Genomic DNA, 21163 nt, shown 5'->3' on the forward strand with positions numbered 1-21163 from the left:
CAATCTGAGGGGTAGGCATTTGGGGGCGAACATGGCTCGTAACTGATGACTCATGGCTCCCACACAAAAACGAGGAGGTTTGCGAAGTGAAAAGAAAACGCGCGTTGACCCTTGCATTAAGTCTGGTACTTATGTTCTCAATGGTATTAACGGCTTGCTCCGGCAACAATTCGAAAGGCAGCAATGCGGGCGAAGGTACGAATGCGCCTGCCGAGACACAAGCACCTGCGGATGAAGCGACTGCTGCGCCAGAGGTGAAGAAAGACCCGGTTACGCTCAAGCTGATCTCATGGTCTGACTCCTACACCGAATTGTATGAAATGTTCACTAAAGAGTATCCATGGATTACGATCGAACAAATTCCGGTTAACAGCCAACCGATTATGGAGATCATTGCATCGCTCGAAGCGGCTGGTACGCCTGCCGACTTGACTTGGATCGATTCCGATCTAATCACATTCGACCAAGCAGGACTGCTTGAAGATTTGACGCCTTATATCGAAAAAGATCCTACGTTCCAATCGGTTCAACTGCCTGATGGCTTCTACGACACGATGACGTACAAAGGCATGCGTCTTGCTGTTCCTTTCGTCGACGTACCAATGTGGATCTTGGTTAACAAAGATTTGCTCGCTAAGCATGGCGTTGAGATGCCTGCTAACGATTGGACGTATGACGACTTCCGCGAAATCGCCAAAAAAATCACGGATCCAGTGGCTGGCGAATACGGTCTCACGACGCAGCCTGAATTCCAAATGCGCGTGCTTAGCACGAAAGCGATCGCTGACGGCCATGCAGCCAACATTCATTACCTGAATGAAGATTTGACGCAAAGTTTGCTCGCTACGCCTGAAGTTATGAACGACGTAAGATGGTTGTCGGACTTCGTATGGAAAGACGGCTCGATGCAATCCAATGCAAAAGCCGCAGAAACAGGCGACGTGACGAGAGAATTCATCAACGGCAAAACAGGCTTTGCTATCGGCGGCGACTGGGTACTGCCTAACCTGAAAAACAACGCAAACTTCGAGTGGGACGTACTGCCGTTCCCTAAAGGTAAAGTCAGCCAGCCTGGATACAGCATCTATGGCCCAATGTCCTTGCTTAAAGGCTCGAAGCATAAGGAAGAAGCGTTCCTATGGATCGCGTTCCAATTCTCGAAACAAGCGCAAAAGTGGAAGATCGACCAAGGCGCGAACGCTTCGGTTATCGATCCAGAATTGACAGCTTATTATGACGAAACGCCAATGTGGCAAGGTAAAAACAAAGAAGCCGTGAAGATCGCGAAAGAAAACGCGAAAATTCAACCGGGCGTAACGATTCCGGCTTGGGGCGAATACAACTGGAACAATATTTTGAACGAAATCATCTTCGACGGCGCCGACATCAACCGACTGATTCCGGAAACGGAAAAATGGAACAAGCGCACGCTTGAAGTTGCCGAGACGTTGAAGTAAGAGTGCATGACAAAGACGGTTATTCATCAAGCATCCGTAAGGACGCTTGAGAATAGCCGTCTTTTTTGACCTTTAAAAACGAATTAACGGTAATTCCAGCCGTTGCCGATGACGGGATGATACTGCGGATATGGCGGCTGCTCGTCGCGGTGCAAATAAACCTTTTTGCCTTGACTCGGTACGAACTGGCTTTGCATCGATTGATTCGTATGAGCGACGTTGCCGGCAGCGGCGCCTTGTACTTGATTATTGGCGCAATTGGCAGGAGGGCCGATGACGACGGTGTTCGTAATTGGCGCAAGAGCCTCTTCGACAAGGTCTTCATTTAAGCAATACGTGTGGGCGAGTACGCTGGCTGGAGTAAGGCGCAGCATATCGGAAGCACCGATAAATTCAGGAATCGGAGCATCGAAGATGGCGAGCAGATGGGTATTGTCAACGGTCGCGATCTCATAATGCCACCAGCCCTGAGGGATGTTGGCCACTTGACCCGGTTGAATCGGATAATTAAGCAGTTTGCTCGTGAACGGATTAATGAGCGATACGACGGCTGAACCGGTGATGCAATAGACGAGCTCGGATGCATTTTGGTGAGTATGCGGCTCGACCACATTGCCTGTGCTTAAAAAGATGTCCAGAAGCGATACATTTCCTAGCGTATTGAGTTGATTAATCGACAACGTATTGATGTAGTTGCGATTGTCTTTCGTAAACGTATTATTATTACGTAGATCATAAGTAAATTGTACGTTTGGAGAAGTGAAGTCCATATAAGATACAGCCACTTGATTCCCTGCCTTTCGTATGCGCGCAAGCATGTTCGTATTGTAGGCGTATGACCTACCGTATACCATATGTACGCATGACAAAAACCGTTCCAGCATTATCCCGGGCGTGCCCATATAGACTTTTTACAAATTAGAGCAACTTTGCAAGCAAGCTGTACGTACTAATCCTCGTATGACTAATAAGTACTGTTATGGAAGAAGCATAAGGGAGGAACAACGGTGCGGCTTATTTTGGATCAAATCGTCAAGACATTCGATGCGAAGCAAGTATTGCAAAGCGTGGAATATTCATTCGAGCAAGGTAAGATATACGGTTTGCTAGGACGCAACGGTGCGGGCAAGACGACGCTTTTCAATTGTTTGAGCCGGGAACTTGCGACGGATGGCGGCAAAACTTGGCTGGAGAAGGATGGCGTGAAGCGGGAGCTGACGGAGACGGATGTCGGTTATGTGTATTCGATGCCGATCCTGCCAGAGTTTCTTACGGGCTATGAATTCGTCCAGTTCTTCCTAGCTGCGAATCCAAGCATGAAGCGTCAGGACGCTAAGATCGACGAATGGTTCGATCGGATGCGCATGAGCCGAGAGGATCGCCATCGTCTGATCAAGGGGTACTCGCACGGCATGAAGAACAAGCTGCAAATGCTGCTGTTCCTCATTGCGAAGCCGCCAGTCATTCTTCTAGATGAGCCGCTGACTTCGTTCGACGTCATTGTAGCGCTAGAAATGAAAAATATGCTGCGTGAAATGAAAAGTGAACATATTCTTATTTTCTCGACCCATATTTTGCAGCTGGCAACCGATCTTTGCGACGAATTGGTTGTGCTGAACAAGGGTCAGCTGACTTCGGTGCCTTCCGAGCTGATGCACAGTCCGGAATTCGAACGTGAAGTCATTGAGCTGCTGAAGGACGATCCGACCCATGCTTAAGGCGTATCGACTGCTGCTAGACGTATCGGTCTCTTCCTTCCTCAATCGTACGGTTTATTACTTGTGCCGGTTGCCGCTTGTCGGCCGCGCCATACCGGAGTCGCTATACGGCAGCTTGGAGTGGAAGCGGGCTATCGCTTGGCTCGTTCTTATTGTACAGCTGCTATGGGCGGTCCTTAACAAAGGGATATATCTTGGACTTATGGCGTTCATGCCGGCGATGGCGATAAACGAGCGTAATCCGGAGCTTCCTGCGCTAGAGTTGTTTCTAGCCATATTGTTGCCGCTTAGCTTCCTGACGGCAAGCATATGGAATGCCCGAGTGCTCGAGCCGAAGCGCGACAAGTATGTTGCCGTGAAGCTGCTTCGTATTTCGTCAACGGCATACATGAAGGTCACTTTAACGATGCGGTATACGCAGTTCTTCTTATCCTTTGCAATCATGCTGTCGTTCTTCATGGCGGTGCTAGGAGGAAAGGTGATTGAAGGCGTGCTCGTTGCAGCTGTTATAACGGGCTGGAGGCTGCTTGCCGAGTTGACGCATTTAGTCGTATTTGAACATACGGGCAAAATCATCATTCGAAGCAATCTACTTGTCTGGTCAAGTATTTTTGCTGGCGGTGCGCTAGCCTATGGACTGCCTCTACTCGGCGTTTCGCCTGATTATGGGAGGATTTTGCTGTTCCTACCGCTTGTTTTGCTCGTTATCGCATCGGGTATAGCGGCTGCTTTGCTGCTCGCGCGCTATAAGCGCTACCCGGAGGCGGTAGAGTCGGCGACGAAGCGGGATGATCCACTGCTTAATCTCGGTCAGTACATGGCTGATTCGCGTAAGGCAGAGGTAGCGATGAAGACCGATGATCTGACGGAAGAAGAGACCCTCCGCACCGATGGGGCGGTGCTTCCTCGTGCAGACTCGGATGGCTACGATTACTTGAACCGGCTATTTTTCCGCCGTCATCGTCGTCTCGTTAGGAAGCCGCTATGGAATCGGCTCGCGATCAGCGTTAGCGTGAGCGCGATTGCCGTTTTGGCGCTAGCGTTAATCGGTGACGGAGCAACGTTGACCGAGCTGGCGAGGTTCGTTCCGTACTTCGCATTTAGCGTATTCGTAGGTGAGAAGCTATGCCGCGCTTTATTCTACAACTGCGACATGCCGCTTATGCGCTACGGGTTCTACCGGCAAGCGGTACGGAAGCATTATGTGCTGCGTCTCGCCAGGCTGTCCGGCATGAATTTGCTGCTGTCGGTTGCGGTTGGCGCAGTGCTGACGATTGCGGCAACGTTCACCGGCAGCTTGCCGGATACAAGCGAGCTGATCGCGTTATGGATATTGCTGCTTGCTATGGCTCTGCTAATTTCGGTCCATCATATGACGCTTTACTATTTGCTGCAGCCGTATACGACGGAGATGAATGCAAGGAATCCACTGTTCCTTATTGTGAACATGATGCTTTCTGCCGTATGTGCGGTCGCATTCGTCATTAGTCCTCCGATCGCTACGCTAGCCCTTATCGCACTGACGCTGCTGCTGTTATACTTGGTTATTGCCCTGCTGCTCGTGAGTCGCTTCGGGGCGGTAACCTTTAGAATCAAATAAGCTTTCGCGATTTTCATCATTGACACTCTTGGGCGGCTGTGTTGCAATCATAGTGCAGTCTAATTTGTGGATAGCGGGTGAGCGGGACGATGACGAGAGCGCGGTTGTATAAAGAATTTTTTCTTCATACGGATATTACGGTTATGTTTGTGCTGCTGCTGGCGCTTGTTGGGGCGCATCTGGCGTTGTTCGGATTGGGCATTCGAAGTCTGATCTGCTTCGGGGCGGGTCTCGTTGGGTTTATGTTCAGCGAATATATGACGCATCGGTTCTTCTTTCATCTGAAGGCGCCCCGCAATTCTACGTTTCTGAGATTGCTCAAGCGCTTACATTACGATCATCATACACATCCGAGCGACTTGAAGCTGCTGTTCCTGCCGCTCTGGTACAGCTTGCCGAACTTCGTCGTGTTCGTTGGCGTATTCTATCTTATAACAGGCTTGCCTGACGCTTCCGCCGCGTTCGCTGCGGGACTAATTACGATGCTGCTTATGTACGAATGGAAGCATTACGTCGCCCACCGTCCGATGCAGCCTAGAACGAGGCTGGGCAAGTGGGTGAAGAAGACGCATCTGCTGCATCACTTCAAGAACGAGAACTATTGGTATGGCGTATCGACGCCGTTCGTGGACGCAATCTTCGGAACGCTAAAGGACGAGAAGCAAGTGCCGACCAGCGCGTTCGTGAAAGATTTGGAAGGGCGCCCAGAGGGGCAATAGTACGTTGGTGTGAGAAGAGGGGGGCGAATCGCCCCCCTCTTCCTTTATTCATTCTCGTTTATTTGGCCTGCGGCAAAATTCTGCTTCGTAGATGGAGTTGACGAGCTGCAGTACCTTGCTGCCTTGATCAGTGAACTTGAGCTTGGCCTCTTTGCCCCTCACTAGAAAATCGCCTGGCTGCATGCCGCGCGCATGAATGGCTGCCGAATAGAGCAGCGATGCTCCGGGGCGCAAGCTCCTTCGTCCAAAGGGAGAGCGCAAGCTTCGTTGCTGCATAAGGGCCGAGCAGCTTCTTGAAGGAAGCCGGATGCTCAAGCTGGCCGGAATCGAAGTTGGTAGGGCAATTGAACGAGTTGGGGAATTGACAGATGAGAAGATGTCTGTTACTTTAAACCTAATAAAACACAGTTAAATAGTTGGAATTAACGTCGTGTGAAACGGTAATGGCAAGGAGAGGTTCGGCATGAATATTGAGAATATTGAAGCGTTCGTATATGTCATTCACTGCGGGAGCTTCAACAAAGCGGCCGAGGCGCTTTATTTGTCCCAGCCGTCGGTAACGGCCCGGATCAAATCGCTGGAGCAGGAGCTTGATTGCCGATTATTCGATCGTCAGGGCAAGCAGGCTCAGGTGACTGAGGACGGGAAACGATTTCTGCCTTACGCCCAGCAACTCCTTATGATTTATCAAAAGGGGAAGCTTCATCTGAATCAGAAGAAGTCGGAGCTTAGCGAGCTGCGGATCGGATGCACCGTATCGGTATCCAACTATATCATTCCAGAGCTGCTTCCGCGGCTAAAGGAACGGTTTCCCGAGACGCATTACAAATTTACGACAGGCACGACCGACGAAATCGTAAGCAAGGTGTTAAGCAGGGAGGTCGATATCGGATTCGTTCGCAACATCTCGCATCCGAATCTGCAGTCGACGAAGTTCTATGAGGATCCCATTCGTCTCTATGCATACGAAGGTCATCCGTTCCTTCATAATCATAATCCGACCATTGAAGAAGTCGCCGAGCAGCCGCTTGTTTTCTTCGAGTGCGGCTCGATGGATTGGCTCCGCATTCATCGGATCTTCGAGCATTTGGAGAAGTCGCCGAATATCCGGATTCATACCGATAACTCGGAGATGGCCAAGAAGCTGGTCATCCGCAAGACGGGAATCGGCTTTCTGCCCGGTCTATGCGCGCAGCAGGAAGTGCGCGAAGGGAAGCTGCATTCAATTAGCGTTCCCGAGGCCGACGGCATATCTCTGCAGACGAATTTGATTGCACAGCACGGCGAGTTTGCCGAAATCATAACTGAAATATTAGAAATAGGCAGAAGTTTGTTCGAGGTCAAGCCTAGCCTCTCCGCTATATCTTAATAAGAGTGCGCCCGTTGATCCTACTAGGATTGCGGGCGTTCTGCATATCGGAAACTAAAGATTGAATTGTTGAATCGACATATAGAATATCTCTATTAGCAATAGCATTGACGAGTCGGCGAGCCAGGTGATAAAGTGAATGCAACACTAATCCTTACTTATCCACTAGGAATTATGAGGATAACAAATTAACCATTATTAGGGGGAAAAGAAAATGAAAAAATCATTATTGCTTTTAGCATCTTCCGTGCTCGTATTAACTTTGGCAGGATGCGGCGGAAGCAAGGATAACAACGCTGAACCAGCCAGCGCAGACGGCGCCGGCAAAGTGACAAAGATCGTTGTAGGAACGGGAACACAATTCCCTCAAGTATGCTTTATCGATGAAAACGGCAAGCTGACCGGCTTCGACGTGGAGCTGATCCGCGAAATCGACAAACGTCTGGACGAATACGAATTCGATATTCAAACGCTGGAATTTACGAATTTGCTGTTAAGCCTTGAGACGAATAAGATCGATCTCGTAGCGCATGAAATGGAGAAAAATCCGGAGCGCGAAGAGAAGTACCTATTCAACAAAGAACCGTACGCGCACTGGAGAAACAAAATCGTTGTCGCTAAGGGCAATGATTCCGTTCAATCGCTCGACGATCTGAAAGGTAAAAAAGTGTTGACGACAGCAACTAGCGCGCAAGCAACGATTCTTGAAAACTACAATAAAGAAAACAACAACGCGCTTGAAATCGTCTACCAGAACGGCGGAGCAAATGATACCGTGCAACAAGTGACATCCGGAAGGGTGGAAGCTTTCCTGGCAGCTGACTTCACCCTGTCACTCGTCGATTCGAAGCAAGAATTGAAGACGGTTGGCCCGGCGCTTAGCGAAGCAGATATTTTGTTCATGTTCCGCAAAAACGACCCTGACCAGCAAAAGCTTTCCGATCGCGTCGACGAAGCGATTAAGGAATTGAAGGCTGACGGAACGCTTGGTAAGCTGAGCTCGGAGTGGCTGGGCGATGACTTCACATCGGAAGAATAGTCTAGTAAAAGAGACTGAAGGAGGGGCACACCATGGGAGAGCCGTTTGACTTTCATTATTTGCTTGAATACTTCATAAAGCTGCTGCCTACGTTACAGATGACTCTGCTCATCGTCGTGTGCTCCATCTTGATCGGTCTGGGGATCGGGCTTATCGTAGCCCTTCCCCAGCTTTACAAAATACCGGTATTAAGACGAGTATCTCAAGTCTATCTATCGTTCTTCCGCGGAACACCGATTCTGATCCAGTTGTTCCTATTCTATTACGGCTTGCCGGAAATATTGAAGATGGTTCAAGTAGATGTCTCGAGGGTTCCTGCTCTGTACTTCGTTATTTTGACTTATGCGCTTCATAGCGGTGCATACATGTCGGAGATGATTAGAGCGGCGGTTGGCGCAGTCGATCGCGGGCAAGTGGAGGCGGCCTATGCGGTTGGCATGACCGGCTTTCAAGCGTTCACAAAAATCGTGCTGCCCCAAGCGGCTGCCATCGCGTTGCCTGTCTTTTCCAATCTCGTAATCGCCAATCTGAAGGATACATCACTTGCCTTCTCACTAGGCATTATGGAGCTGACAGGCAAGTCGCAGACGTTGGCCGTCATGTCGAGACATTTTGTGGAGACGTATATTTCGCTCGCTATTATCTATTTCATTATTAGCTTTGGGCTTGAGAAGCTGTTCCATCTCGTGGAACGCAGGCTGCTTCGCCATGAACGCCAGATCGTTACGGATGAGAAACCATCCCGTTTCGTGAAGTGGAAGCAACGTCGATTCGCTATTACACCGGGCTTCGGCAGAGGGGGGCAAGAGAATGAAGCTTGATTTCGGATTCATCTGGACCGCATTCGTTGCCTTGCTCTCGGCGGTGCCGACAGCGCTTGCGATTACGGCAGTCTCGGTCTTATGCGGACTGATCATCGGAACGGCTGTAGCTGTTATTCGGCTCTATAAAGTTCCCGTCCTTTATCCGCTGGCCTCTGCATACGTAACCGTAATTCGCGGTACGCCGATGCTCACTCATCTCTTAATTATTTATTTCGGGCTTCCCATGCTTATCGATGGGATAGCGGAGTCGCTGGGTCTAGCATTCCGTTCAGTGTCCATACCAATGATTGGCTTCGCGTACATTTCGTTCTCGATCACAGCCGGTGCCTACATGTCAGAAGTCGTTCGTTCAGGCTTGCTGGCGGTCAACCGAGGCCAGATCGAGGCCGCGTATTCGATTGGCATGACGACGCCGCAGGCGATGCGGCGGATAATTCTTCCGCAAGCATTCGCGGCAAGCCTGCCGAACCTATCGAATATGGTTATCGGCATGCTTCACGGCTCGACGCTTGCTTTCACCGTGTCGGTCGTCGAGATTAACGCCAAAGCGCAAATAGTCGCAACAACGAACTGGAAGTTTTTCGAGGCATACATCGCGGCAGCGCTCATATTCTGGGGATTAACGTTCCTAATCGAGCGGCTGACTGCATTGGCAGAGAAACGATTTAATCTTTATAACCGAGGCGGTGTCTCATGATTAAGTTAACGCAAATTCGCAAGAGCTTTGGTCGAAATGAAGTGCTGAAGGGCATCGACCTAACAGTCGAGAAAGGCGAGGTTGTCGCCATTCTTGGGCCGAGCGGTTCGGGCAAGACGACGCTGCTGCGCTGCATCAATTATTTGGAGAAGCCGAATGACGGTCATATCGTCATCGATGACTTCTCGGTGCAATGCAAGCGGCCGGATAAGAAGGATATTCATACGCTGCGCCAGAAGACGGCGATGGTGTTTCAACAATACAACCTATTCAAGCATAAGACGGCTCTCGAGAACGTAATGGAAGGGCTGGTCGTGGTCAAAAAAGTGCCGAAGGAGCAAGCCCGTAAGCGCAGCGTTGAACTGCTGGAGAAGGTTGGGCTTGGCAATAAGCTGGATTCTTATCCGAGCGAGCTGTCCGGCGGACAGCAGCAGCGTGTCGGGATTGCGAGAGCGCTGGCGCTTAATCCCGAAGTTATTTTGTTCGACGAGCCAACATCGGCGCTCGATCCTGAGCTAGTCGGCGAGGTGCTGGCTGTAATTCGCAAAATCGCGAAGGAAGGCATCACGATGATAATCGTGACGCATGAAATGGGCTTTGCTCAGGACGTAGCGAGCCACGTCGTCTTCATGGACGAAGGCGTCATTGTCGAACAGGGCAAGCCGAACGAACTGTTCACGTCTCCGAAGGAGGAGCGTACGAAGCAGTTTCTGAAGCGCATTACGCCTGAGGCGGCCTATTCCATCTAACGAACAGAGGAGAGAGTCAAGATGACACTTACATTTGGCATATTGGATCAAAGCATTGTTTTTCCGGGCCAGACGGCTGCGGAGGCACTTGGCAATACGGTAAAGTTGGCGCAGCAGGCGGAGGCGCTAGGTTATGAGAGGTTTTGGGTTGCGGAGCACCACGATTCGCCGGTGACGGCGGGTTCGTCGCCGGAGGTTCTCATTGCTTTCTTGCTTGCGAACACGAGCTCGATTCGGATCGGATCAGGCGGCGTCATGCTGCAGCATTACAGCCCTTACAAGGTAGCGGAAAACTTTAATGTGCTCGCATCGCTCGCGCCAGGCCGGGTAGAACTCGGCATCGGCCGCGCTCCCGGAGGTCTTCCCCGGTCGACGAAGGCGCTGCAGAAAGGGATCGCCGAACCTGCGACGCTGGATGAGAAGCTGACGGAGCTGGAGGGTTTCCTTCATGGCAAGACGGGTGAAGATCACCCGCTCGCGGGTCTTGAAGCGAGCCCGCTCCCTGTACAGCCTGCCGACGTCTTCTTGCTTGGAACGAGTTTATCAAGCGCGAAGCTCGCTGCCGAACGCGGATATCCATATGCCTTCGCGCTCTTCATTAACAACGATCCGGCATTGGCAAGTCAAGCGCTCGACCTTTATCGCAGCAGCTTCAATACGGAGCATGGCAGGAAGCCGAAAGCGATACTGGCGCTTTCTGTCATTGCATCGGATTCGGAGGAAGAAGCGAATGCAATAGCAGGACAGATGAAGAGCGTAAGAGTGACGCTCGCCAGCGGCAAAACGGTAAACGTCGGCTCATTGGCGCAAGCGGAGGAGTTCGCGAGACAAGCGGGCGAGACTTATACGGTCGAGGAGCGGGAGGCCGACATTACGAGAGGGACGAAGGAAACGGTCCGCAAGCGGCTGCTCGAAATTAAGGAGCAATATGGCGTAGATGAGTTTATTTTCACAACGATAATTCCTGACTTCGCGAAGAGAGTTCGTTCCTTCGAGCTGCTTAAGGAAGCATTCCAAGGAGAGCTTGTATGAGCCGCAAGCAGTTGGTTGCGGAAACATTGCAGGTTCGATTAACCGCAATCCGCAGACAGCTGCATGAGCAGCCGGAGTTGTCGCATGAAGAATTCGAGACGACAGCATCGATTAAGCGCTGGTTGGAGGAAGCAGGCATACGCGTCATCGATTACGGGTTGAAGACGGGCGTAATTGCCGAGGTTGGCGGTACGCTCGGTGATGGCGGACCGATTGTCGCCGTAAGAGCGGATATCGACGCTTTGCCCATACAGGAGGAGACGGGATTGCCGTTCGCCTCGAAGGTACCGGGTAAGATGCACGCATGCGGGCATGACTTTCATACGGCATCCATTATTGGAACAGCTTTGCTGCTAAAGGAGCGGGAGGCGGAACTTGCCGGAACGGTGCGGTTCTTGTTCCAGCCCGCGGAGGAGAAGGCGAAGGGCGCGCAGCAACTGATTCGGGCCGGTGCGCTAGCCGGCGTCGATGCGGTATTCGGCTTGCATAACAAGCCGGACTTGCCGGTAGGCACGATCGGGATTAAGGGCGGACCGCTCATGGCGGCAGCGGATGGCTTCGTTGTTGAGGTGGAAGGTCGAGGCAGTCATGCCGCCGTTCCTGAAGCTGGGCTTGACCCTATCGTAACTGCAGCGCATATGATAACAGCGCTGCAGTCGATCGTCAGCCGCAACGTTAGCGCGCTGGATAGCGCGGTCATCAGCGTGACGAGACTTAACGCCGGAACGGCGTGGAACATTATCTCGGACAAAGCGGTATTCGACGGCACGCTGCGGACGTTCGGCGATGAAGTGAGAAGTGTGGTGCGAGAGCGGTTCGAGCAGGTCGTGCATGGCGTGGCGGCAGCTTTCGCCACGAAAGCAGCAGTGAAATGGATCGAGGGTCCGCCAGCTGTACGCAATGATCAGAAATGGGCGGAAGCAGCGATTCCGATTGCCGAGAAACTAGGGTATAAGGTCATAGCGCCAACCCCTTCACCAGCAGGCGAAGATTTCGCTTTCTACTTGAAGGAGACGGAAGGTTTGTTCGTCTTCCTCGGAACGGACGGTCCGCAGGAATGGCATCATCCTGCCTTCGATCTTGATGAGTCAGCGCTGCCAGTAGCGGCTTCGTTCTTCGCAGCGCTTGCGGATGAAGCTCTTCACAAGCTGTCGGCACAGTCCCGTAAAGGAGGATAGACCATGTCTAATGCGTATGACGTCATCGTCATTGGAGCCGGTTCGGCAGGGATGAGCGCAGGTTACGAGCTTGCTTCGCGAGGGCACAAGACGCTGCTGGTAGATGCCTTCGATCCGCCTCATCAGGAAGGCAGCCACCATGGCGAGCCGCGCCTCATCAGGCATGCTTATCATGGCGGTGACGTATATGTGAAGCTTGCTCTGCGCGCGGATGAGCGATGGCTGGAACTGGAGCAGTTATCCGGGAAGAAGTTGCTGGAGCGGTCAGGCGTTCTGAACATGGCCGATATTAGCTATTACGATTACGCTGGCCGTCTTGACGATGCACAAGCGAATGGCGTTGTGACCGAGTTGCTGGAAGCAGATGAAATCAATCAACGTTTCCGAGGCGTACAAGTACAAGACAGCTACCGCGGCTTATATGAGCCGAATGCGGGTTACCTGTATAGCGAGCGATGCGTGGCTGCATACAAGCAGTTAGCTATCGCTGCAGGAGCGGAGCTTGTTACGAACACCCTCGTGACGAAGATCGTCCCGCAGCAATCAGGTGTGACGGTGTATACGAAAGATCGCGTTTATACCGCAGAGCAGGTCATTGTTGCTGCGGGTGCAGCGTTCAACCGGTTATTTTCATACGAGGTTGTTCCAGTGAAGGCCGTTCGCAAAGTAGTAGCCTGGTTCGAGACGAACAGCGGAAACTTCGATGCCGGCATTTTTCCTGGTTTTACATGGGGAGGCGCATCGGGCGGCTATTATGGATTTCCGAGCATTGACGGTGCCGGAGTGAAGATCGGTCGTCATGATGGAGGCTACGAATGGAAGCCGGGAGAGACAATCGCACCCTTCGGGACATACCCCGAGGATGAAGCCGATCTGCGAAGAGCACTCGAATCCTTTATGCCAGGCGCGGCCGGAAAGCTGCTACGGGGCGTTGTGTGCAAATACGAGATGACGCCGGATGAAGATTTTATAATCGATGCTCATCCCGAGTATCCGAATGTAAGGCTTGCTGGAGGCTTCTCCGGGCATGGCTTCAAATTCGCAAGCGTGATAGGCGAAGTGCTTGCCAATCAGATTGAAGGCGTAGATACCGGCTATGATCTGACTAAGTTCAAGATCGGCCGCTTCAAATCGCATGAAGTAAATGATAAACGTTCGTAACGATGAGGGGGAGCTTGCATGAGCCAGATAACTGAAAATGTGAAAGCTTATTTGAACGCCTATGATGAAATCGAACAAGAAATTAAGGGATTAACGGAGGAGCAGCTCAAGTGGAAAGCGGCTCCGGAATCATGGAGCGTGACGGAGGTGCTTACCCATCTTGTGGATCACAGCATCGTCGTCTCCTTCCGTATACGCGAGCTGTTATCCGGATCGGAAGCGAAGCTTCCTGCCTTCAATCAAGATGCTTGGGTGAGCGGTCAGCTTGCGAATGAAGAGGATGTGCAACATATCGTGGCGGCAGCTCATGCCTTCGTTTATTACAATAGCTTGTTGTTCAAACGAATACCTGCGTCGGATTGGGATCGCACGGCCGTTAATTTCAAAGGCGAAAGCGTATCGTTATCGACGATTGTTAAGGCATTCGTTATTCACGTTAACGGACATTTAGGGCAAATTCGAAGAATTAAGGCGGCAGAGTCGGCTGCACGCAACATCATATAAGAGGGCAGGTGGCAGTATGAGTCAGCAATCTATTAACATCCGTCATGCGGAACAAACCGATCGCGCAGCGATCGAAGAGGTGCTATTAGACGCTTACGGTCAGTATGAATCGGTGCTGCCTTCGCCATATTGGGAGCAATATAAGTCAAATATATTGGAAGCTATCGATGCCGGTACGACAAAAGCAAGATTGGTAGCAGAGCTGGATGGAGAGGTTGTTGGCAGTGTGTTCCTGTTTGATTCCTCGGCGCTTGCTTACGGCAATCCCGAGCTGGATATTCAATCTCCGATCATTCGTTTGCTTGCTGTATCGCGCAAGGCGCGCGGCCATGGCGTAGCTACCGAACTTATCCGCGGCAGCGCTAGATTGGCGCTCGAGTGGGGAGCTGAAACGCTGCATCTCCATACTTCCGATATGATGGATTCGGCCGTCCGCTTGTATGAGCGTCTTGGTTTCGAGCGAGCGTTCGACAAAGATATCGTGAACGGTGCAACGCTCGTCAAGAGTTACCGACTGCAATTGAAGGAGACAGCGTTGTTACAAGCTTGACAATCAGTCTGCAATTTCATGCAAAAATGAATCATATAGGAGGTTGACTACAATGGCGAAGAAGCGTAAATCGATCAAGTTTGGTGCAATTATTCATGGTGTAGGAGGCAATATATCGGCTTGGAGACATCCTGAAGTGCCTGCCGATGCGAGCGTTAATCTCGACTTCTACAAACGGCAAGCACAAACGGCAGAAGCCGGTAAATTCGATCTCGTATTTATTGCCGATGGACTTTATATTAACGAGAAATCGATTCCTCACTTCTTGAACCGGTTCGAACCGATTACGATCTTATCAGCATTAGCTGCGGTTACGTCCAAGATCGGGCTAGTCGGTACGTTGTCGAGCTCTTATGCCGAGCCGTTCACGGTCGCTAGACAATTCGGCTCGCTCGATCATATTAGCGGAGGTCGCGCAGGCTGGAACGTCGTTACTTCGCCGCTTGAGGGCTCGGCGAACAATTACAGCAAGAAAGAGCATCCGACGCATGATGAGCGTTACAAAATTGCCGAGGAGTTTCTCGAGGTTACGCGCGGGTTATGGGATTCGTGGGAGGACGATGCTTTCGTAAGGGATAAGGAAAAGGGCGTATTCTTCGATCCATCGAAGATGCACCGTCTCGACCATAAAGGCGAATATTTCTCGGTCCAAGGACCGCTTAATATTGCACGTTCCAAGCAAGGGCATCCCGTCATCTTCCAAGCGGGCTCGTCGGAGAGCGGCAAGCGACTGGCAGGCAAAGCAGCGGACGCTGTCTTCACTGGCCATGAGAATATTGAGGAAGCAAAAGCTTTCTACAAAGAAGTGAAGGAACGTACCGTGGCCGAAGGCCGATCGGTCGACGACATCGCGATCTTCCCTGGTATTGGTCCGATTATCGGCCGGACAGAGGAGGAAGCGGAGCGCAAGTATCAGGAGATCGCAGAGCTTGTCTCGATCGAGAACGCGCTGAACTACCTAGGCCGTTTCTTCGAGCACCACGACTTCTCGCAGTATCCGCTTGACGAGCCATTCCCGGATCTCGGCGATCTCGGCAGCAATAGCTTCCGCAGCGGCACGGATAAGATTAAGCAGAACGCCAAAGCTCATAATCTGACGCTTCGTCAAGTTGCGCTGCAATCGGCTACTCCGCGGGGCCAGTTCATTGGTACGCCTGAGAGGATTGCTGATCTTATTCAGCAATGGCATGAGGAAGAAGCGGCAGACGGCTTCATTATTCACTCCTCCATCCCTACCGGGCTGAACGACTTCGTCGAGCTGGTCGTTCCTATTTTGCAAGAACGCGGCATCTACCGTACCGAATACGAGTCGGATACGCTGCGCGGCAATCTCGGGCTGCCAATCCCTGAAAACCGTTATGCGAAGCAGAAAGTAAACATCTAATTTTAGAGGTTGCATCTTAAGGCCAATTGGCGTCAACTGCCGTTTGGCTTTTTTTTGCTATCTTCCGACTATGTCTGATAGTAGGAGTATCGAAGCTGAAAAGGCAATCGGAGGAATAGATGGTTAAGGCGAACACCTAACGCGTCGATTGCTGCTACGAGCGAACAATATTATTTCTATAAACGTCCCTACTCTAAAAATTGCTTTAGCTAACACTCCCAACAGCTCAGGAAAAACTCATAGCGATAGCTTAGAATTAGATAGGTAAACATTAAGTTGCAATCACAACCTCGGTACCCTGTTTTTCCAGTAGAGCTCACTTCACAAAACTAAATTTTTCTTCAACTAAGATTGACCGCAGCTCAGGAAAGGGTTCACATAGGAACAAGCAATGAGGTGCAATTATAAGATTGTAGCTAGTAACGATAATCGTGTTATCGGATGTCAGTTGTATTCTAAAAGTAGGTATTATAATGAGACCGCGATCTACTCATTAGTAGGCTATATAGCTTGTTGATAGAGGTTGTTTTGTTGTTGAGACATAGCCTGATCTTGTTTAAGACATATGTTGAGAAGTGTCTCCATGGCTTGCAATGGAGACATATGCTTCGTGTTTTGGCGGAAACAGAATTCATCCAAATAGGGCTGAGCAGAGGAGGAAGGAAGGCCGTAGAAGGAAACATTTATCCAATTAAAAGCTGCTTTTGCGACTTGTTGCAATGGTGAGTGATCTACCAACCCAAATGCAGGACGACGATGGATTACTAGATTGTTGACGTTCTCGTTGACATGAGCAGCCAGAAACTCTTCTTCGGCTTCTTGGGTAAGCAGTTTTCGCGGCTCTTGTTTGCTGGAAGTGAACTTTATTTTGTAATAGGGAACATCAGCGTGACTTGTCGAACGAGCAACTATGACGGCACGTTCGGCTTGCTGCTTCTCAGCTGTTTGGTAAAGCTTAAGACTGTAGATGGCTGATTTGGCTTCGACTTTGCCTGACAGAAGTATTGTACAATCCATATCAGAAATAGCACGTCTGATTTTGCCCAACATGGACCAAGCTGTCTTGTACGATACCGAAATAAGCTCGGCGAGCGTAACAGCATTCATCCTCTTCTTGCAAGCAGCAACTAAATATATCGTACAAAGCCATTTGTTAAGCGGAGTCTTACTCTTGTCCATAACTGTACCTGAAGTAAGCGAGGTTTGATGCTTGCATCTGGAGCATTCGTACAAGGGTAATCGGCGAGTATTAATCGTGTAAGCGGAGTTGTGATCGCAACGAGGACACCGAAAGCCGACCGGCCACTTAAGCCGATGTAACAGTTCTATACAAGCTGCTTCATCCGAATATTGTCGTTGAAATAACAATAACTCATATTCCATCATTAATCGCCTCCACTTACTGATAGGAACATATGTTCTTATTTTATTGTAACATAGCTATCATTAAATTACAATCTTTGGATATTGAAGATTACTATGAGCTGAATTGGCGTAACGGTAACAAGTCGAATGTGGATTGCAAGCTGCTGGTTGTTAGTGTAGGAGGGTCTGTGTAAAAAGTAGTGGTTTCCTGAGCAGATGGGAGTTCTGCCTAAAGCGATTTTTTGAGGGATAGGATCGTATCCGAAGAGGAAAAGGCGGAGGTAGCAGTGATAAATTGAATGAGTGAGGGTATTGATTGAACTGGAAGGCGAGACATGCGAAAGAAGATTTTTTTCCTGAGCAGATCGGAGTTTTGTCTAAAGCGATTTTTTGAGGGGTAGGATCGTATCCGAAGAGGAAGAGACGGAGGTAGCAGTGATAAATTGAATGTGTGAGGGTATTGACTAAACTGGAAGGCGAGACATGCGAAAGAAGAATTTTGTTTCCTGAGCAGATGGGAGTCCTGTCTAAAGCGTATTTTTGAGGGATAGGATCGTACGTCGAGGAAGACGAGGAGGAGGCACCAGCTGGCGTTTGGACTTAATCGAATTGTGGGGGAGCGCGACCAAAGTCGGTGAAGCTGTGAGGAATGGAGGTTTGCACATGAAAAGTAATGTGTGCTAGAATCATTTGCTGGATTAGTTGGTTTTTATAGATTGAATTGAGCTTTTTTTCACAGTGAATGATAGGATGATGAGGAGTCTTACATATGATTTGGATAAAGAGAACGAATAGCCGCTTCGGCCGTTTTATGGTCACACTTGGCGCTGCTCTAACAGGGGGTATTCTTTTCAAGCTGCTTCATGTACCAATACCTTGGCTGTTAGGTCCTATGATCGCTACCTTAATCGTATGTAATACGACGAAAGTTAAGCTTGTGTGGCCGGGACAGCTGCGGCAAGCGGCTATGATCACGGTCGGATATACGATTGGATTATCGCTGACCGGTTCAGCACTGGGCGAGATGTCGCTGCAGCTTCCTACCATGCTGTTAATGACGGCGTTGTTGCTACTATTTTGCGCTTTCATCGCACTTATTATTTCCAAGCTGTCTCATTCGGATTACAAATCGGCGTTGTTAGGAAGCGTGCCGGGCGGGCTCTCTCAGGTGATATTGCTGGCAGAAGAGACGAAGGGCACGAATCTTACAATGGTTACGGTGACTCAGGTTATACGGTTGATGGTGATCGTTATCTGCATCCCGCTGCTCGCCTATAGTCCAATGATTAGTCATTATGACGGCGGATCGTCTGCAACAGCAGAAACTACTGTTACTGCTGTTGTTGAAGCTTCCACTTCATCGGCTGCATTATGGAGCAGCTTGTTTCCTAATCTTATTTTGTTCGCGGTAGTAGGTGTAGCGTGCGCATGGATAGGTGACAAAATCAAGTTTCCGACCGCGTATTTACTCGGTCCGGCGATCGGAACGGCAGCGCTGCAGTTCACAGGCGTTCATGGACCGGAACTTCCGTCCTTGTTCGTTAATGCCGCCCAGCTAATGATTGGAGTCTACGTGGGAATGCTGCTTAAGCCGCAGCAATTGGAGCATAAAGTGAGAACGCTGCTTTTGGCTATTGCCAGCGGGCTGCTCATGCTTCTAGGTGCGCTTGGTCTCAGCGTCCTGCTCTCAAAGCTTCAATCGGTATCCGAAGCGACCGCCATGCTAAGCCTCGCTCCTGGAGGCATGGATCAGATGGGCATTATCGCCCATGCCATCAATGCCGATCTATCGATGGTAGCCGGGTATCAGCTATTCCGCATGCTGTTTATTTTCTTTGTCGTTCCGCCGTTAATTAGGTTTGTGTTCAAGGTTGTTGACAAACGGCAGAGCAGTGGCATATAATTCAAATAATTTCATCCACAAATGTTACGATTAGAAATAGTAGAAATGTTATGACCTTTCAGAGAGCCGCTGGGTGGTGCGAAGCGGTAACGTCGTTCATTTCGAACTCGTCTATGAACAGCTGCCTGATATGTAGGGTATGCCGGAATTCCACCGTTACAGGGATAGATGGTGACAGCCATCGAAGAAGATCATTTCGCAACGAAATGAATTAGAGTGGTACCGCGAGCTAACGCCTCGTCTCTATACATAGAGACGGGGCTTTTTTGCGTGTTGAATTCCGGGTTCAGCACGCCTCGCTTCACATATAACCGAACAAAATTCCAATACGCAAAGTCCAAGGAGGACATACCTATGAGCCGTAAAATTATTGTATTCGACACCACATTGCGCGACGGAGAACAAGTGCCGGGAGCCAAGCTTAACATACAGCAAAAAATCGAGATCGCTCAGCAGCTCAAACGGCTGAACGTTGATATCATCGAAGCGGGTTTCCCTGCGTCTTCGCTCGGAGATTTCCAAGCCGTGCAGCAGATCGCCCGCAGTGTTGGCGACAGCGTGTCTATTACAGCTCTTGCGAGAGCGGTCAAAGGCGATATCGACGCCGTCTACGAAAGTATAAAGCTGGCGCAAAATCCGTTGATCCACATTGTGCTGGGCACATCCAACATTCACGTGGAGAAGAAGTTCAGCCGCTCCAAGGACGCGGTGCTGCAGATGGGCGTCGACGCCGTCAAATACGCGAAGACGCTGCTGCCGCAAGTGCAATATTCGACCGAGGATGCTTCGCGTTCGGAGTTCGAATATTTGTGGAGCACGATCGAGGCCGTCGTCAAAGCGGGCGCGACGATGATTAACGTGCCGGATACGGTCGGCTACGCGGTACCTGAAGAGTTCGGCGAGCTGATTCGCAAAATCAACGATCGTTTGAAAAATCTTAACGATCAAGTCATTCTTAGCGTTCATTGCCATAACGATCTTGGTCTTGCTACGGCCAATACGCTGAGCGCAATCAAGAACGGTGCCCAGAAGGTCGAAGTTACGATTAACGGTCTTGGCGAGCGGGCAGGCAATGCTTCCTTGGAAGAGGTCGTGATGGGGCTTAAGGTGAGAGAAAACCATTTCGGCTGCTACACGGATATTAACACGAAGGAGCTGCTCAAATCGTCGAGACTCGTTACTTTATTAACGGGGCTTGATGTGCAGGTGAACAAAGCGATTACGGGAGACAACGCCTTCGCTCACTCGTCAGGCATTCATCAGGACGGTCTGCTGAAGGATAAGCAGGTGTATGAAATTATGTCGCCGGAAGATATCGGAGCCGACAGCATGGAGTTGATCTTGACGGCAAGATCCGGCAGGCACGCATTCAAAAACGCGGTTGAGAAAATGGGCTTCGATACGAGCGACGCGGAAGACTTCGAAGCGTTGTTCGCCAAGTTTCTGACGCTGGCCGATGCGAAGAAAGAAGTGTACGACCATGACGTGTTCTATCTCGTGACGAATCACCGTACGATCGATGCGAGCAGCAAGCAGCTGTTCGAGCTGGAGTCGTTCCAGGTCGTCAGCGGCGACGTAAGTCCGTCAGCGTCCGTTACACTGAGAAAAGGCACGGAATCGGTTCAAGGAAGCTCGGGCGGAGACGGTCCGATCGACGCGCTCTATAGCGTCATCAAGTCATTGGTTGGCCTTGATGTCCAGCTCAAAGACTACAAGATCAACAGTCTATCCAGAGGCATGGAGGCCGTCGGAAGAGTCAATATCCGAATCGATTACGCGGGCAAGACGTATTCGGGCCGCGCGATGGATACCGATATCATTAAAGCGAGCGCGCTAGCTTTCTTGAATGCAATCAATGCTGTATTGTTGGACAGAGCCAATGAAAGCCAAAGCTAGGAGCAAGTATCAAAGAAG

At 50.4% G+C, this 21163-nt stretch carries 20 protein-coding genes and 1 other annotated feature; of the genes, 17 read left to right on the forward strand and 3 right to left on the reverse strand.

Features of this window, described 5'->3' with window-relative positions:
- The first annotated feature begins 86 nt into the window (after positions 1-86).
- Positions 87-1457, forward strand: coding sequence for an ABC transporter substrate-binding protein (locus AC0YN0_RS10515; protein ID WP_442049323.1), 1371 nt, complete (start codon positions 87-89; stop codon positions 1455-1457).
- Between the two features lie 83 nt (positions 1458-1540).
- Here the strand turns inward: AC0YN0_RS10515 and AC0YN0_RS10520 are convergent, their stop codons facing one another.
- Positions 1541-2242 (reverse strand): cupin domain-containing protein, encoded by a 702-nt coding sequence (locus AC0YN0_RS10520; RefSeq protein WP_475821239.1) that lies wholly within the window; start codon positions 2240-2242, stop codon positions 1541-1543.
- 222 nt (positions 2243-2464) lie between these two features.
- On the opposite strand from AC0YN0_RS10520, the gene AC0YN0_RS10525 reads away from it, so the two are divergent.
- The 3 genes from AC0YN0_RS10525 (at position 2465) to AC0YN0_RS10535 (ending at position 5494) form a co-directional block, all read left to right on the forward strand.
- Complete coding sequence (locus AC0YN0_RS10525; RefSeq protein WP_475821240.1) at positions 2465-3175, forward strand: ABC transporter ATP-binding protein; 711 nt, start codon at positions 2465-2467, stop codon at positions 3173-3175.
- The gene (locus tag AC0YN0_RS10530; RefSeq protein ID WP_475821241.1) at positions 3168-4775 is read left to right on the forward strand and encodes a hypothetical protein; all 1608 of its coding nucleotides are present in this window, start codon (positions 3168-3170) and stop codon (positions 4773-4775) included. The genes AC0YN0_RS10525 and AC0YN0_RS10530 overlap by 8 nt, the downstream gene beginning before the upstream one ends.
- Before the next feature lie 89 nt (positions 4776-4864).
- Positions 4865-5494, forward strand: coding sequence for a sterol desaturase family protein (locus AC0YN0_RS10535; RefSeq protein ID WP_475821242.1), 630 nt, complete (start codon positions 4865-4867; stop codon positions 5492-5494).
- Positions 5495-5542: 48 nt separating this feature from the next.
- Here AC0YN0_RS10535 and AC0YN0_RS10540 read toward each other — a convergent pair whose 3' ends face one another.
- A complete protein-coding gene (locus AC0YN0_RS10540) occupies positions 5543-5770 on the reverse strand; it encodes a hypothetical protein (protein WP_475821243.1) in 228 nt (75 codons plus the stop codon).
- Positions 5771-5957: 187 nt separating this feature from the next.
- On the opposite strand from AC0YN0_RS10540, the gene AC0YN0_RS10545 reads away from it, so the two are divergent.
- From AC0YN0_RS10545 to AC0YN0_RS10595, 11 genes are all read left to right on the forward strand, one after another.
- Positions 5958-6863: a LysR family transcriptional regulator gene (locus AC0YN0_RS10545; RefSeq protein ID WP_475821244.1), complete on the forward strand. Its 906-nt coding sequence runs from the start codon at positions 5958-5960 to the stop codon at positions 6861-6863.
- A 214-nt stretch (positions 6864-7077) separates the two neighbouring features.
- The gene (locus tag AC0YN0_RS10550; RefSeq protein ID WP_475821245.1) at positions 7078-7902 is read left to right on the forward strand and encodes a transporter substrate-binding domain-containing protein; all 825 of its coding nucleotides are present in this window, start codon (positions 7078-7080) and stop codon (positions 7900-7902) included.
- A 32-nt stretch (positions 7903-7934) separates the two neighbouring features.
- Positions 7935-8723, forward strand: a complete 789-nt coding sequence (locus tag AC0YN0_RS10555) for an amino acid ABC transporter permease (RefSeq protein ID WP_442049316.1) — start codon at positions 7935-7937, stop codon at positions 8721-8723.
- Positions 8713-9423: an amino acid ABC transporter permease gene (locus AC0YN0_RS10560; protein WP_337099276.1), complete on the forward strand. Its 711-nt coding sequence runs from the start codon at positions 8713-8715 to the stop codon at positions 9421-9423. The genes AC0YN0_RS10555 and AC0YN0_RS10560 overlap by 11 nt, the downstream gene beginning before the upstream one ends.
- Positions 9420-10172: an amino acid ABC transporter ATP-binding protein gene (locus tag AC0YN0_RS10565; protein ID WP_337099277.1), complete on the forward strand. Its 753-nt coding sequence runs from the start codon at positions 9420-9422 to the stop codon at positions 10170-10172. Before AC0YN0_RS10560 ends, AC0YN0_RS10565 begins: the two co-directional genes overlap by 4 nt.
- Before the next feature lie 21 nt (positions 10173-10193).
- Positions 10194-11204: an LLM class flavin-dependent oxidoreductase gene (locus AC0YN0_RS10570; protein ID WP_442049315.1), complete on the forward strand. Its 1011-nt coding sequence runs from the start codon at positions 10194-10196 to the stop codon at positions 11202-11204.
- On the forward strand, positions 11201-12382 hold the full coding sequence (locus AC0YN0_RS10575; protein ID WP_475821246.1) for an amidohydrolase: 1182 nt from the start codon (positions 11201-11203) through the stop codon (positions 12380-12382). Before AC0YN0_RS10570 ends, AC0YN0_RS10575 begins: the two co-directional genes overlap by 4 nt.
- A 3-nt stretch (positions 12383-12385) precedes the next feature.
- On the forward strand, positions 12386-13543 hold the full coding sequence (solA, locus tag AC0YN0_RS10580; protein WP_475821247.1) for an N-methyl-L-tryptophan oxidase: 1158 nt from the start codon (positions 12386-12388) through the stop codon (positions 13541-13543).
- An 18-nt stretch (positions 13544-13561) separates the two neighbouring features.
- On the forward strand, positions 13562-14047 hold the full coding sequence (locus AC0YN0_RS10585; protein ID WP_475821248.1) for a DinB family protein: 486 nt from the start codon (positions 13562-13564) through the stop codon (positions 14045-14047).
- A 16-nt stretch (positions 14048-14063) separates the two neighbouring features.
- Positions 14064-14597: a GNAT family N-acetyltransferase gene (locus AC0YN0_RS10590; RefSeq protein ID WP_475821249.1), complete on the forward strand. Its 534-nt coding sequence runs from the start codon at positions 14064-14066 to the stop codon at positions 14595-14597.
- 52 nt (positions 14598-14649) lie between these two features.
- A complete protein-coding gene (locus AC0YN0_RS10595) occupies positions 14650-15981 on the forward strand; it encodes an LLM class flavin-dependent oxidoreductase (protein ID WP_475821250.1) in 1332 nt (443 codons plus the stop codon).
- 501 nt (positions 15982-16482) lie between these two features.
- On the opposite strand, the gene AC0YN0_RS10600 is transcribed toward AC0YN0_RS10595, so the two are convergent.
- Complete coding sequence (locus AC0YN0_RS10600; protein ID WP_475821251.1) at positions 16483-17367, reverse strand: IS1595 family transposase; 885 nt, start codon at positions 17365-17367, stop codon at positions 16483-16485.
- 748 nt (positions 17368-18115) lie between these two features.
- Between AC0YN0_RS10600 and AC0YN0_RS10605 the strand changes: the two genes are divergently transcribed.
- Both AC0YN0_RS10605 and AC0YN0_RS10610 read left to right on the forward strand, forming a co-directional pair.
- Positions 18116-19249, forward strand: a complete 1134-nt coding sequence (locus AC0YN0_RS10605) for an AbrB family transcriptional regulator (protein ID WP_475821252.1) — start codon at positions 18116-18118, stop codon at positions 19247-19249.
- A gap of 17 nt (positions 19250-19266) precedes the next feature.
- Positions 19267-19497 (forward strand) — a binding site (T-box leader).
- A gap of 106 nt (positions 19498-19603) precedes the next feature.
- Positions 19604-21145, forward strand: a complete 1542-nt coding sequence (locus tag AC0YN0_RS10610) for a 2-isopropylmalate synthase (protein WP_475821253.1) — start codon at positions 19604-19606, stop codon at positions 21143-21145.
- Positions 21146-21163 lie beyond the last annotated feature (18 nt).

Source organism: Paenibacillus sp. J22P218 (assembly GCF_056269195.1).

Excerpts from the sequence above, each read along its gene's own strand:
- AC0YN0_RS10530 (WP_475821241.1), top strand. The coding sequence starts at position 3,168 with ATGCTTAAGGCGTATCGACTGCTGCTAGACGTATCGGTCTCTTCCTTC.
- AC0YN0_RS10535 (WP_475821242.1), top strand. The coding sequence starts at position 4,865 with ATGACGAGAGCGCGGTTGTATAAAGAATTTTTTCTTCATACGGATATT.
- AC0YN0_RS10540 (WP_475821243.1), bottom strand. The coding sequence starts at position 5,770 with ATGCAGCAACGAAGCTTGCGCTCTCCCTTTGGACGAAGGAGCTTGCGC.
- AC0YN0_RS10545 (WP_475821244.1), top strand. The coding sequence starts at position 5,958 with ATGAATATTGAGAATATTGAAGCGTTCGTATATGTCATTCACTGCGGG.
- AC0YN0_RS10550 (WP_475821245.1), top strand. The coding sequence starts at position 7,078 with ATGAAAAAATCATTATTGCTTTTAGCATCTTCCGTGCTCGTATTAACT.
- AC0YN0_RS10555 (WP_442049316.1), top strand. The coding sequence starts at position 7,935 with ATGGGAGAGCCGTTTGACTTTCATTATTTGCTTGAATACTTCATAAAG.
- AC0YN0_RS10560 (WP_337099276.1), top strand. The coding sequence starts at position 8,713 with ATGAAGCTTGATTTCGGATTCATCTGGACCGCATTCGTTGCCTTGCTC.
- AC0YN0_RS10565 (WP_337099277.1), top strand. The coding sequence starts at position 9,420 with ATGATTAAGTTAACGCAAATTCGCAAGAGCTTTGGTCGAAATGAAGTG.
- AC0YN0_RS10570 (WP_442049315.1), top strand. The coding sequence starts at position 10,194 with ATGACACTTACATTTGGCATATTGGATCAAAGCATTGTTTTTCCGGGC.
- AC0YN0_RS10575 (WP_475821246.1), top strand. The coding sequence starts at position 11,201 with ATGAGCCGCAAGCAGTTGGTTGCGGAAACATTGCAGGTTCGATTAACC.
- solA (WP_475821247.1), top strand. The coding sequence starts at position 12,386 with ATGTCTAATGCGTATGACGTCATCGTCATTGGAGCCGGTTCGGCAGGG.
- AC0YN0_RS10585 (WP_475821248.1), top strand. The coding sequence starts at position 13,562 with ATGAGCCAGATAACTGAAAATGTGAAAGCTTATTTGAACGCCTATGAT.
- AC0YN0_RS10590 (WP_475821249.1), top strand. The coding sequence starts at position 14,064 with ATGAGTCAGCAATCTATTAACATCCGTCATGCGGAACAAACCGATCGC.
- AC0YN0_RS10595 (WP_475821250.1), top strand. The coding sequence starts at position 14,650 with ATGGCGAAGAAGCGTAAATCGATCAAGTTTGGTGCAATTATTCATGGT.
- AC0YN0_RS10600 (WP_475821251.1), bottom strand. The coding sequence starts at position 17,367 with ATGATGGAATATGAGTTATTGTTATTTCAACGACAATATTCGGATGAA.
- AC0YN0_RS10605 (WP_475821252.1), top strand. The coding sequence starts at position 18,116 with ATGATTTGGATAAAGAGAACGAATAGCCGCTTCGGCCGTTTTATGGTC.
- AC0YN0_RS10610 (WP_475821253.1), top strand. The coding sequence starts at position 19,604 with ATGAGCCGTAAAATTATTGTATTCGACACCACATTGCGCGACGGAGAA.